This window comes from Bifidobacterium choerinum (assembly GCF_002761235.1).
Lineage (GTDB): Bacteria > Actinomycetota > Actinomycetes > Actinomycetales > Bifidobacteriaceae > Bifidobacterium > Bifidobacterium choerinum.
The window spans coordinates 80,798-93,596 of sequence record NZ_CP018044.1 but is presented as its reverse complement, the minus strand read 5'-3'; the positions used below and the strand labels follow the sequence as shown (position 1 = coordinate 93,596).

Sequence of the window (12,799 nt, the reverse complement as noted above, 5' to 3'; positions counted from 1 at the left end):
CGTTTACGATGGAGATATGGCGAAGGTAGCGATTGCGATGACACCGCCGACGAGCGGATGGGATATGCACTGCCACACGGTGTTCTCCGACGGCACGGAGACGCCGCATGAGCTCGTGCGGCGCGCGAAGGGGATCGGGCTGCACGGCGTGGCGATCACCGACCACGACACGACGGCCGGCTGGCCGCAGGCCGAGCAGGCGTCGAGCGAGCTCGGGCTGCCGCTTGTGCGCGGCACCGAGATCACGGCGCAGGACGGCAACGTCTCGGTGCATATGCTCGCCTACCAGTACGATCCGCGCTCCAGACGCATCTGCGACCTGTTCCGCACGACGCGCGCGGCGCGGCTAGCCCGGACGAAGAAGATGGTCGCGCTGCTGGCGAAGGACTTCCCGATCGACTGGGACGACGTGCTCGCGCAGGTCAAGGAGGGCGACCAGACGACGATCGGCCGTCCTCACATCGCCGACGCGCTCGTCGCCGCCGGCGTCTACCCGGACCGTTCGGCCGCCTTCGCCGACGCGATCAGCTCGCACAGCAAGTACTACATCCCAACGCCGTCGCCGAGCACCGGCGACGTCGTGCGGGCCGTGGGCGAGGCCGGTGGCGTCAGCATCGTCGCGCACGCCGCCGACCCGAGCCGCAACAAGGTGCTGCTGTCCGACGCGCAGATCGCGCGCCTGGTCGACGAGGGGCTCGACGGGCTCGAGGTGTGGCACCGCGGCAACCCTCCCGAACAGCGCGCGCGGCTGCTCATGCTCGCCGAACGCTACGGGCTGCTCGTGACCGGCGGATCGGACTGGCACGGCAAAGGCAAGCCGAACAAGCTCGGCGAATGCCTGACCGACGATGCGACGGTAGCCGAGATCGTGCGCCGCGGCGCGATCCCGCTGTGGAAATAGCGCCCCGCGGCGGGCATGGATACGGCGAAGGGCGGCGGATCCCGCGGATATGGAATCGCGGGAATCCGCCGCCCTTCGCGGCCGTGCAGGGTCTTGTGGACGCTTCAGCTGAGCGCGCCGAAGCCGACGGCGTGGCGCGTCTCGGAGCCGATGATCGCATAACCGAGCGCGTCGGCCGGCACGATGAAGCGGCGGCTCTTGTTGTCCATCAGCACAATCGGCTTGTGCGCTTCGAGCGCCTGCTCGATCGTATGCTCGATCTGCTCCGCCGGCTCGTCCGAGTTGAACGTGACCGGACGTGTGACGTTCTGGACGCCGAGTTCGATTTCCATATGACTCTCCTTGATGATGATCGCTGTCCCTGTGCGTACAGCATTCTACGGCAAGCGTCGCGCCGGGCGCCGGCGCGCTACGCGCACGGATGAGCGTGCGTCGGGCGCTGCATACGCTCAGCCTTGCGTATGCAGCGTGGGGGAGGAGCCGTCGCCGGTCGCCGGATGCGACTGTTCGAGGCCGGCCTGCGCGTCGCGCATCGCCTGCTCCTCGCGTTCGAGCAGTGGGATCAGCAGCGTCTGCGCATCGGGCCCGTTCGACGACGTGCCGTTCGACGCGGGACGCTGCGCGCCGGGCGTCGAACGGACGGAACCGGTGGCGACCGCCTGCGCCTGTCCGGTCGCGTCCGTCTGCTCGGTGACGTCGATGACGATCGTCTCGCTCGACGAGGCCGCGATCTGGCGTGACGCCGTGTCGTCGGCGTCGACGACGCCGATCGCGTCGATCGGATGGGAGTCGGTGCGGTCGTCGCCGGCCGGCTGTCGCACGGCTTGCGTCGCGCCGGCGGTGACGTCGCGTTCGTCGGTCACGTCGAAGATCGACGACGCCGAGGCCAGCTGCGTGCTCGACGGCGTCGACGCGCGGCGCTGGCGCGCCTCGTCCTCGCGCAGCAGCGTGTTGACGGTGACGGTGCTCGGGTTCGCGCCGGAGGCCGCGTCGTAGCCGCGTGTGCGGTGCATCGTCGCGCCGAGCTGATGGGCGAGATGGTCGACCTGCGCCTTGAACTGCATGATGCGCGCGTTGTCGCCCTGGTTGAGCGCCTGGATGAAGTCGCCGACCTGCGCCATCTGCACCCACAGGTTCGCGCGCAGCATGATGAGGTCGTCGAGACGGTTGCCGAGGATGCGGCCGTAGGCGGAGATGACGGCGTTGCGGTGCGTCTCGTCGAGCTTCGAGAAGATCCACGCGAGGTCGCGCGCCGGATCGTTGATCTGCATCTCCTGCCAGTTCGTGATCGTCGTGATCGTCGAGCCGGAGAAGACGAAGTCGCCGTCGGCGTAGCCGCCGTGCACCGGGCAGGTCATGAACGACCACAGCCCCTCGGTCTCGAGGATGCGCGTCCAGCTGTCGGTGATCTCGCCGGGCACATGGCCGGCCTGGCGCAGCCGCTTGATCCACGACGTCAGCTGCGCGCGGATCTGGCCGGTCGTGTACGAAGGATAGCCGGATTCGGTCAGGAAGGTCGGGCGCAGCCGGTGCACGGCGCCGATCGCCGTGCCCACCGACGCGCAGTCGTCGAGCGTGAGCAGCTCGAGCGAACGGGCGACGCCCTCGGGATGGGCGGTGACGAGCACCGACGCGCGCTCCGGATCGTCACCGCCCGGCTGGAACGCGACGATGCGGTCGACGGAGAAGCCGAGTCCGGCGAGCTCGCGCGCATGCTCGACGACCTGCCCGGCACGCACGCGGCCGGCGAGACGACGCTTGCCGCGCGCGTCGTCGGACGCATAGACGTTGTAGAGATGGCCGCGCAGATCCTGCACGACGGCCTGGTCGATGCCGACCCCCGCATCCGTGTCGTTCTCCTGCTCGCTGGCGCGGACGCCGACGACGGCCGTGTCCGGCATCGCCGCCGAAGCCAGGGCCGCCAACATCAGATTGCTTCGTTCACTCACAGCGGCCATTTTTCCATGCGGAGCGTACAAGACGATGCACAAACGTCAGTCGTTGCAACGTTCCGCAGGCCCGCGCGGGCGCGCGGCGCGGGCGTGCGAGACCGGGCGCGTGGCACAATGGTCGGCATGCAGGCATCAGCGGAGGAGATTCTCGACGGGCTCGACGACGCGCAGCGGCGCGCCGCGACGAGCGTGGAGGGGCCGGTGCGCATCATCGCATGCGCCGGCGCCGGCAAGACGCGCACGATCACGCGGCGCATCGCCTACGCGTGCGCGACCGGCGCGTGGCGCCCCGGCGCGACGCTCGCCGTGACGTTCTCGGTTAAGGCGGCGAACGAGATGCGCGAGCGGATCGCGGCGCTCGGCGTCGACGGCGTGCATGTCGCGACCTTTCATTCGGCCGCGCTCGCGCAGCTGCGCGAAGTGTGGAACGAACTGTGCGAGGGACCGTTCCCGCAGCTCGCCGAACGCCGCGGCGACCTCGTCGCGCAGGCGTGCGTGCGCGCGCTCAACCGCGAACCGGAACGCCGCGCCGCGCACGACATCGAACGGGAGATCGACTGGTGCAAGGTCTCGCTGATCGCCCCCGACGACTACGGGCGCGTCTGCGCGGCGACGCGGCGCGAACCGCCCGCGCAGCTCGACGTGCGCCGCTTCGTCGACGTCTACCGGCAGTACGAGCTCGAGAAGACGGCACGTCTGCAGATCGACTTCAACGACATCCTGCTCATGTGCGCGCATGTGCTCGACGCGTTCCCCGAGACGGCCGCGCACATCCGTGAGCGCATCGGCTGGCTCACCGTCGACGAATACCAGGACGTCTCGCCGCTGCAGCACCGGCTGCTGCGCGGATGGCTGGGCGACAACCGCCGCATCTGCGTCGTCGGCGATCCGGCGCAGACGATCTATTCGTTCGCGGGCGCGACGAGCTACTATCTCGACGACTTCGCGCGCGAGTTCGCGCCGCTCGCCGCGAACATCGAACTGAGCCGCGACTATCGTTCGACGCCGCCGGTCGTCGCGCTCGCGAACCGTGTGCTGTCGCGTTCGCCCGAACGCGACGGGTATCTGCGGCTGCGCGCCGTGCGCGGCGGCGGCCCGCGCGTGACGAGCATGATCTACGGAACCGACGCCGAGGAGGCGCGCGCCGTGGCCGCGGCGATCCGCCGCATCGTCGAGCGCGGGGGGCGCGCCGCCGACTGTGCGGTGCTCACGCGCATCAACGGCCAGCAGGCCGTGCTCGTGCGTGCGCTGCGCGAGGCGGGCGTGCCGTATCAGGTGCGCCGCGACGCCGGATGGCAGCAGTCGGCGGTCGCCGACATGCCGCCGGCCGACATGTCGGCGATCGACGACGCCGCCGGTGCGCGCGCCGGACGGGCGACGGTCAGCACGATCCACGCGTCGAAGGGCCTCGAGTTCAAGCATGTGTTCCTCGTCGGGCTGTCCGACGGGCTGATGCCGTTCCACGCCTCCGATGACCCGACGACGCTCGAGGAGGAGCGCCGCGTGCTCTATGTGGGCGTGACGCGCGCCGAGGACGCGCTCCATCTGTCCTATGCGCGCCGCATGAACGAGGAAAGCGGCTTCGTCAGGGACGTAAGCCGCTTTCTGCAGTGAGATCCGCCGTCGTCGGGCCGGTTACCGGCGCGTCGCGTCAGTAGCGCCGGGGTGGTCGTCGTCGGGATGGTCGTCATCGGCACCGTTGGTGTCGTCGGTGTCGCCGTGCTCGTCGTCGGCGTTCGCGTCGGCGGATGTGGCGTCGTCGTTCGGGACGTCGGCGTCGTCCGTTTCGGTCGGGGCGCCCGCGTCGGGCTCCGTGTCCGCGTCGGCCGCGGCGCTCGCGTCGTCGTCGAGCAGGCGGCTCAGTTCGGCGTCCCAGTCGATATGCTCGCCCTTCGGCGCGGCGGCCTCGGCCTCGTCGCCCTCGTTGGGCAGGCTCGGCAGCAGGTCCGGGTGTCCCCACATCGCGTCGCGTCCCTCGACGCCGCGTTCGGCGGTGAGGAGCTCCCACAGCTGCGCGGCCTCGCGTGTGCGCTTTGGGCGCAGCTGCAGGCCGAGCAGGTTCTCGAAGGTCAGTTCGGCGGGGCCTCCGACGGCGCGCTCGCGGCGCATCATCTCGCGCAGCTGCTCGAGATGCGGCAGATGCGCCATGCCGGAACGCCAGACGACGCAGTCGACCCAGCCTTCGACGAGCGCGAGCAGCGTCTCGATCGAATGCATCGTCTCCTTCTGCTCGTCGGTCGTCGTCAGTCCCACGTTCGACAGGTTGACGGCGCCGGACAGCGACTCCGGGTCGAGCGACGAGGCGCCGCGCAGCTGCTCCTCCATCGCGTCGAGGTCGATCGTGATGCCACGCGCGTATTTGCCGATGAGCGCGACGAAGCGCGGCATCAGCCACGGCACCGTCGCGTACAGGCGCGCATAGGCCTGTTCGCGTAGCGCGATGAACTCGGTGACCTCGGCCGCGTCGATCTCGAGCGAGCGCGCGTATTCGTCGACGTTCTGCATGATGAGGCCGCCCGCCGGGTTCTTGAGCAGTTCGATGCCCTGATCGTAGCTGCCGCGCACCTCCTTCGACATCGCGCCGGCCGCCTGGCCGAGCTGCATCGCGTACGAGGTGTTGGCGAACAGCTTCATCAGCTGCTTGGGGTCCTTCATGCCCTCGGGGATCGGGATCGGCACCGGGCCGGCGAACATGCCGGTGATCTCGCCGTCGAAGGCGCCGTCGAGACGTTCGGAGATGACGGCGCCGAGCGCGTCGTTCATCGAGGCGGCGACCGGCGCGGCGAACTGGGCCCACTGCTCGATCGTGCCCTCGACCCAGGCGGCGCGCGTCAGCGCCTCGGCCTGCGAGGGCACCGGGTCGAAGTCGGTCGTCGTGTCGAGCCACAGGTTGACCTCGCTCATCGCGCGGCGCATCGCGGCGCCCTCCTCGGCGGTGACGATCCGCTCGCTGTCGGCGTCGTTCGCCTGCTGCAGCGCGATCGACTTCGCGAGCTTGACGTTGATCGGGCCTTCGGCGATCGTCTGCTGCATCTCGCCGAAGGAATTGAGCCCGCCGCCGGCGAAGGCCTGCATCATGCCGCGGATCTGCGCCGGGTCGGGCAGGTCCTCGAGGCTCTGGCTCATCAGCTGCTCGCGGATCTGGTCGGGCAGCGACTCGACCTGCTTCCACGCCATCTCGCCCTGCACGGGGCCGAAGCATTCGATGAACCACTGGTGCAACGTATTCTCATCCATCATGGGTTCCCTTCGTACTTGGATCTGTACGCTTCGTGTTTTTCCTATCTGTCTCAATACGCGACACGCCGAAATAATTCCGCCGCGGCCATAGTATGGGAGGCATGTCGCACACGCAGAACCCCACCCGGCCGCAGACCACGCGGGACGCCGTCCGCCCCGGCCTGCTCCGCCGCCTCGCCGCGCATTGGCGGGGGCGGCCCTTCGGCTTCGCCGTCGGCGCGCTCGCCGTGCTGCTCGGCGTCATGATCCTGCTGATGCCGAGCGCCTACGTCGTCGAGACGCCCGGGCCGACGCAGGACGTGCTCGGCGAAAGCGGCGGCAAGAAGGTCATCGACGTCTCCGGCGTGCCGACCCACAAGGACTCCGGCAGGCTGCTGCTCGTCACCGTCAACGCCGCCGGCGTGCCCGGATACCCGGTCTCGAACGCCGAGGCGCTGTGGGGCTGGGCCGACCCGCAGATGCTCGTCATGCCGCAGGAGGCGATCTTCCCGGTCGGTCAGACGAGCGAGGAGTACGAACGCGAGTCGCAGCAGGAGATGACCTCGTCGCAGGACGCGGCCGTCACCGCGGGCCTCGACTACGCCGGAAAGCTCGGCGCCGACGTCAAGGGCGCGAAGGTGACGATGCACGTCGACGACATCGGCGGCCCGTCGGCCGGCATGATGTACGCGCTCGGCCTCGTCGACATGCTGACGCCGGCCGAGGAGTCGGCTGGGACGACGGTGGCGGGCACCGGCACGATCGACGACAAGGGCAAGGTCGGCGCGATCGGCGGCATCGACCTGAAGATGCTCGGCGCGCTCCGCGACGGCGCCACCTGGTTCCTCGCGCCGTCCGCCAACTGCGACGAGGTCGTCGGCCATGTGCCCGAAGGGCTGCGCGACGTCAAGGTCTCGACGCTCGACGACGCATACCGCGCGCTCGTCGCGATCGGTGAAGGCAAAGGCGACGCGCTGCCGCGCTGCACTGCCGGATGACGGCCGGATGACGGCCGGGAAGACGTCGCCGCCGGCACGGCCGACGCCCGCGAACGGCTCCGCGGCGCCGATTGCGGGCCACCGGTCCCCGCGGTCGGCGTAACGGGCGTGTTCGCTGGTGTTGCTATATTGGCGAACGTGAATCAAACGGCATCTGAGAAAGCTGAGGAGTTCGGCTTCCGCGCGGGGGACCTGGTCCAGGAATGGCTCTGGGACGACGATGTGGATGACACGATCCGCGAGAACATCGAGACGTTGACCGGTGAGGAGCTGGTGGACGAGGAATACGATTCCGCCGTGGACGGCGCGATCATCTGGTGGCGCGACGGCGACGACGAGGACGGCCTGTCGGACACGATCATGGACGCCTACGCCGTGCTCGGCCAGGACGGGCCGCTGTGGGTGCTCACGCCGAAGCCGGGACGCGACGGTGCACCGGGGGCGAACACCGTGCAGAACGCGTCGAAGACGGCGGGCATGAACGCGTCGACGCCGCTGACCGTCAGCAGCGACTGGAACGGCATCCGCCTGCGGGCCTTCGGCAAGAGCTCGAACCGCTAGACGGTCCATCGCCGCCGGCGATCCCCGAGGGGAAGGCCGGCGGCGATGTCGTATCGGAAAGCCGGGGCGGGCATCGAGGCCACGCTCACAGCAGGCACGCGCACAGCTGCATCATGACGGCGCAGACGAAGACGATCGTCATCGCGAAGGTGCGCGGGAACCGCTCGCGCATGATCGCGAAGGCGACGGCGAACGCGAAGGCGAACGCGATGAGGCCGAGCGTCACCCATCGGATGACGGCGTGCGCCGGGTCGATGACGCCGAACAACGTGAGCATGACCGGGATGAGCATGCCGGCCGACAGCACGAGCATGACGAGCGCGACGATCATGTCGGCGCGCCTCGTCGCAGGCGAGGGGTGCCGACGTCGCGCCCGTTCCTCCTCGAGCGCGCGCGTCAGCTCGGTGATGCGCCGGTCGTCGTCGACGGCGCGCCAATGCGCCTCATGTTCGAGCCGCTGCACTTCGAGGTCGAGCGCATCGAGGCGCTCCTCGAGCCCCTGTTCACGCCGTGAGGTGCCGGGAAGCAGCGTCTGCAGCGCCTTCAACGGGGTCGACAATACGTCCAATGGGGTGTTCATGGCTCATGATTATAGGGAGGCCGCGCATGCGCCGCGGCACGTTCCCTCGCACAGCTGAGCGCGGATGCGCCGAATGGGGAGGACGGAAGGCAACGGTGGGCGATGAGGGATTCGAACCCCCGACATCCACCGTGTAAAGGTGGCGCTCTAACCAACTGAGCTAATCGCCCGCATGCGCGTGTGCGTATCGCATCGCGGCAGCCACATCACTGTACAACGACGGGTGAAGAAAGCGTCGCGGCGGCGGGTGTCGCGCGCGCCGCCGCCGTGCGCGCGTCTCAAACATCACGTAATCTAGCACTGGTACGAAATCGCGAGGAGGACAGACGATGGCGCAGGAACGCGAAGCGACGGGCGGCACGGCGAATATCGAACGCGTGGGCAAACGCAAGAAGGGATACGACGTGCGTCAGGTGGACGCATTCCTCGAACAGGCGCACGCATTGTACGAACAGGACGGCGTCGAACTGCGGCGCGGCGACATCCAGGACGCGTCCTTCGACATCGTCAAGGGCGGCTATTCGATCCCGCAGGTCGACGCGACGCTCGAACGGCTCGCGAAGGCCGTCAGCGACAAGGACACCTCCTACGAGATCGCCGAACTCGGCCGCGTCGCATGGAAGGCGCAGGTCGAGGCGCTCTACCGGCAGCTCGAGGCGCATGCCGAACGCGCCGACGGCGAACGCTTCGCGCCGGGCGAGCCGAAGCGGCCGTCCTACGACCGCAAGCAGGTGGACCGGCTCATCGACCGCATCATCGACCAGGCCGGCGACGAGCTCGAGCACATCAGCACCGAGGCGCCGGACGGCGGCGACGACGGCTCGAAGCTGACGGCGCAGTCCGTCTCCGACGTCATGTTCACACAGCGCAAGGGCAAGCACGGCTACGACGAACGCCAGGTCGACTACTATCTCAACGCCTGCGCCGACCTGCTCGGCCGCCTTGAGTCCTATGGGCGTGTCTCCACCTACGCCGAGCACAGGCCGGCGGCCGCCGCGCAGACCGCGACGCCCGCGCCGGCCGTCGCGCCGCTCATCCCGGAGCACGCAGACGCGCCGCGCACGGCCGCGTCGACGACGCAGCCGATGACGATCGTGCAGCCGACGCCGGTGCCGGCGCAGCCGTCCGCCGCGACCGAGCCGATCGCGCCCGAACAGTCCTTCGACGAGCTGCACAAGGCCGAACAGGCGATCTTCATGCCGACGACGCCGACCGTCTCGCCGGTGACGCCGGCGGCGGCGTCGGCTACGGCCACGTCGACGGTCCCGGTCAGCGACGCCGTCGCCGCGGCGGCCGCGGCCGCCGGCGCGAGCGTCGCCGCATCCGGCCGCCATGACGACGCCGACCGCGACACGACGCAGACGCAGTCCTTCGACATGCCGCTCGTCCCGCACGAACCGGCGCGCACGTCGCCGGTCGCGCGCGCCCACACGCTGTCCGACATCAAGCCGATCACGCCGGCGCCACGCACGATCCCCGAGCGCGAACGCACGACGCCGACGCCGCCCGCGGTGCCCGACGACCTCAACGTGTCGCCGACGGTGACGGCCGTGTCCGACGAGACGACGATCACCTTCGGCGACGACGCCTCGCAGCCGGCGCTCGACTCGCCGTCGCTCGCTGCGCTCGCGTCGCTCGCGAAGAGCACCGAGACGCTGCCCGAACGGCCGCAGCAGCTATCGGCGACGACGTCGAGCGGACTGTCGGTGCCGAAGCTGGCGAACCTCACGATCCCCGACCTGCCGGTGCGCCGCCCGATGGACGCGGGCACGGACGCAGCGTCCCCCGCATCCGGCCACGATGCGTCCGGCGCCGGTCAGGACATGCGCTTCGTGCCGCCGGAGACGATGAACGTCGAGATCCCGAACCTCGAATTCCCGACCTTCTCGACCGACGGGCCGCTCGTGCCCGGCGACACGGACAAGGACGGCCGCTGACATGATGCAGGAACGGCACAGCACGGCGCCGCGGAGCGCCGCATCGTCCGGCGACGGGCACCGCGACGTCGTCATCCTCGGCTCGACCGGATCGATCGGCACGCAGGGACTCGACGTCATCGCGCGCCACCCCGAACGCTTCACCGTCACCGGCCTGGCCGCCGGCGGCTCCCACGTCGACCTGCTCGCCGACCAGGCCGTGCGCTTCGCCGTGCCCGAGGTCGTCGTCGCCGACCCGGCCGCCGCGCGCCCGCTGCGCGAGGCGCTTGACGCGCGCGGCGCGCGCGGCGTGCATGTGCGTGCCGGGCACGACGAGGTCGACGCGATCGCCGCAAGCGGCGCCGACGTCGTGCTCAACGGCATCACCGGATCGATCGGCCTGACGCCGTCGATCGCCGCGCTCAGGGCCGGCTCGCAGCTCGCGCTCGCGAACAAGGAGTCGGTCGTCGCCGGCGGCCATCTGCTCTTCGACGCGCAGACGCGCCCCGACCAGATCAATCCGGTCGACTCCGAGCATTCGGCGATCTGGCAGTCGCTGCGCTCCGGCACGCACGCCGAGGTCTCCCGCCTCGTCGTGACCGCGTCGGGCGGCCCGTTCCGTGGCCGGACGCGCGAACGGATGCGGGACATCACGCCCGAGCAGGCGCTCAACCATCCCACCTGGCATATGGGTCCGGTCGTCACGATCAACTCGTCGACGCTGATGAACAAGGGACTCGAGGTCATCGAGGCGAGCCGCCTGTTCGACATCCCTCCCGAACGCATCGCCGTCACCGTCCATCCGCAGTCGATCGTCCATTCGATGGTCGAGTTCCGCGACGGCGCGACGATCTGCCAGGCCTCGCCGCCCGACATGCGGCTGCCGATCGCGCTCGGCCTGTCCGCGCCCGACCGTCTCGACGACGTCGCCGCGGCCTGCGACTGGAGCACGGCCGCCAGCTGGACCTTCGAGCCGCTTGACGACGAGGCCTTCCCGGCCGTCGACCTCGCGCGCCGCTGCCTGAACGCCTCGGAGAAGCACACGGCCGTGCTCAACGCGGCGAACGAGCAGGCCGTGCACGCGTTCCTCGACCGCCGATTGCCGTATCTGGGCATCGTCGACACCGTCGGGCGGGTGCTTGACGCGATGGACGGCGAACTGCGCGGCGCGCCGCGCTTCACATCGGTCGACGACATGCTCGCCTGCGAGCACGAGGCGCGCGCACGCGCCGACGCGATCATCGCCGCGCGCTGAGGGCCGCCGCGTCCATGTGCGGCCCGCGTCCGCGGGTGCGGACATGGGCGCGGCGTTGACGCGCTGGTGTATCCTGTGATGGATTCGCCGCCCGCAGGCGGCATAGCCAGCATCATGGTTGTCTGAACGAACGAATGGATGGATTGACGATGGACAAACCGTTCCGCAAAACCGGGGAACAGGCGATCAGCGAAAGCCCGCTGCACCCGAGGCGCAAGTCGCGCCGCATCATGGTCGGGCCGGTCCCGGTCGGCGGCGGCGCGCCGATCTCGGTGCAGTCGATGACGAACACGAGGACCGCCGACGTCGGCGCGACGCTGCAGCAGATCGCCGAACTGACGGCCGCCGGCTGCGACATCGTGCGCGTCGCCGTGCCGACGCAGGAGGACGCCGACGCGCTGCCGAAGATCGTCGCGAAGTCGCCGATCCCGGTCATCGCCGACATCCATTTCCAGAGCAACTACGTGTTCGAGGCGATCGACGCCGGCTGCGCGGCCGTGCGAGTCAACCCCGGCAACATCCGCAAGTTCGACGAGGTCGGCCCGGCAATCTGCCGCGCCGCGACCGACGCCGGCATCTCGCTGCGTATCGGCGTCAACGCCGGCTCGCTCGACAAGGCGCTCTACGAACGCTACGGCGGCCCGACGCCGGAGGCGCTCGTCGCCTCCGCGCTCAAGGAGGCGCGCATGTTCGAGGACGTCGGCTTCCACGACTTCAAGATCTCGGTCAAGCACCACGACCCGGTCACGATGGTCGAGACCTACCGTCTGCTCGCGCAGCAGGGCGACTGGCCGCTGCATCTGGGCGTCACCGAGGCCGGACCGGCCTGGCAGGGCACAATCAAGTCATGCCTCGCCTTCGGCGCATTGCTCGCCGAAGGCATCGGCGACACGATCCGCGTCTCGCTGTCCGCGCCTCCGGTCGAGGAGGTCAAGGTCGGCTGCAAGATCCTCGAATACCTCGGACTGCGCGCACGCAAGTTCGACATCATCAGCTGCCCGAGCTGCGGACGCGCGCAGGTCGACGTCATCCAGCTCGCGAACGCCGTCACCGAGGGGCTCAAGGACGTCACGGCGCCGATCCGCGTCGCCGTCATGGGCTGCATCGTCAACGGCCCCGGCGAGGCGCGCGAGGCCGACCTCGGCGTCGCCTCCGGCAACGGCAAGGGACAGATCTTCATCAAGGGCAAGGTCGTCGAGACGGTCCCCGAGGACCGCATCGTCGAGACGCTGCTCAAGCACGCGAACGCCATCGCCGAGCAGATGCAGGCCGACGGCGTCGACACGGCGTCGGCGACGGGGCCCGTCGTCATCCCGGTCGTCGGCGAGGGACACGGCGAGGACGAGTGAGCGGAAAGGACGGTGACGTGACGGACAGCGGACGGCACGGCGACGAGACCCAGGAGCAGCGCCCCACC

The 12,799-nt window shown here is 69.7% G+C and carries 11 protein-coding genes and 1 tRNA gene; 7 read left to right on the top strand and 5 right to left on the bottom strand.

Annotation, left to right across the window (positions count from 1 at the left end; genetic code table 11):
- The first annotated feature begins 16 nt into the window (after positions 1-16).
- A complete protein-coding gene (locus BcFMB_RS00420; RefSeq protein WP_099720715.1) occupies positions 17-901 on the top strand; it encodes a PHP domain-containing protein in 885 nt (294 codons plus the stop codon).
- A 104-nt stretch (positions 902-1,005) separates the two neighbouring features.
- Here the strand turns inward: BcFMB_RS00420 and BcFMB_RS00415 are convergent, their stop codons facing one another.
- Positions 1,006-1,233, bottom strand: a complete 228-nt coding sequence (locus BcFMB_RS00415) for a DUF3107 domain-containing protein (protein ID WP_024540687.1) — start codon at positions 1,231-1,233, stop codon at positions 1,006-1,008.
- A gap of 117 nt (positions 1,234-1,350) precedes the next feature.
- Entirely contained in the window at positions 1,351-2,802 is a 1,452-nt protein-coding gene (locus BcFMB_RS00410; protein ID WP_099721657.1) for a phosphotransferase, read from the bottom strand.
- A gap of 165 nt (positions 2,803-2,967) precedes the next feature.
- Here BcFMB_RS00410 and BcFMB_RS00405 point away from each other — a divergent pair, with 165 nt between their 5' ends.
- The gene (locus BcFMB_RS00405; protein WP_099720714.1) at positions 2,968-4,467 is read left to right on the top strand and encodes an ATP-dependent helicase; all 1,500 of its coding nucleotides are present in this window, start codon (positions 2,968-2,970) and stop codon (positions 4,465-4,467) included.
- Between the two features lie 21 nt (positions 4,468-4,488).
- Here the strand turns inward: BcFMB_RS00405 and BcFMB_RS00400 are convergent, their stop codons facing one another.
- Positions 4,489-6,090, bottom strand: a complete 1,602-nt coding sequence (locus BcFMB_RS00400; protein WP_099720713.1) for a zinc-dependent metalloprotease — start codon at positions 6,088-6,090, stop codon at positions 4,489-4,491.
- 104 nt (positions 6,091-6,194) lie between these two features.
- Between BcFMB_RS00400 and BcFMB_RS00395 the strand changes: the two genes are divergently transcribed.
- Together BcFMB_RS00395 and BcFMB_RS00390 are read left to right on the top strand one after the other, a co-directional pair.
- On the top strand, positions 6,195-7,070 hold the full coding sequence (locus BcFMB_RS00395; RefSeq protein WP_024540683.1) for a YlbL family protein: 876 nt from the start codon (positions 6,195-6,197) through the stop codon (positions 7,068-7,070).
- 138 nt (positions 7,071-7,208) lie between these two features.
- Positions 7,209-7,631, top strand: a complete 423-nt coding sequence (locus BcFMB_RS00390) for a DUF3052 domain-containing protein (RefSeq protein ID WP_024540682.1) — start codon at positions 7,209-7,211, stop codon at positions 7,629-7,631.
- Positions 7,632-7,716: 85 nt separating this feature from the next.
- On the opposite strand, the gene BcFMB_RS00385 is transcribed toward BcFMB_RS00390, so the two are convergent.
- Positions 7,717-8,211 carry a hypothetical protein gene (locus tag BcFMB_RS00385; protein ID WP_024540681.1) on the bottom strand — a complete coding sequence of 165 codons (495 nt, stop codon included), beginning with the start codon at positions 8,209-8,211 and terminating at the stop codon, positions 7,717-7,719.
- 96 nt (positions 8,212-8,307) lie between these two features.
- A tRNA-Val gene (locus BcFMB_RS00380) sits at positions 8,308-8,381 on the bottom strand.
- Between the two features lie 159 nt (positions 8,382-8,540).
- On the opposite strand from BcFMB_RS00380, the gene BcFMB_RS00375 reads away from it, so the two are divergent.
- From BcFMB_RS00375 to ispG, 3 genes are all read left to right on the top strand, one after another.
- Entirely contained in the window at positions 8,541-10,148 is a 1,608-nt protein-coding gene (locus BcFMB_RS00375) for a DivIVA domain-containing protein (protein WP_099720711.1), read from the top strand.
- Between the two features lie 4 nt (positions 10,149-10,152).
- A complete protein-coding gene (gene dxr, locus BcFMB_RS00370) occupies positions 10,153-11,382 on the top strand; it encodes a 1-deoxy-D-xylulose-5-phosphate reductoisomerase (RefSeq protein ID WP_081707925.1) in 1,230 nt (409 codons plus the stop codon).
- A 149-nt stretch (positions 11,383-11,531) separates the two neighbouring features.
- Complete coding sequence (gene ispG, locus BcFMB_RS00365) at positions 11,532-12,731, top strand: flavodoxin-dependent (E)-4-hydroxy-3-methylbut-2-enyl-diphosphate synthase (protein ID WP_024540678.1); 1,200 nt, start codon at positions 11,532-11,534, stop codon at positions 12,729-12,731.
- Positions 12,732-12,799 lie beyond the last annotated feature (68 nt).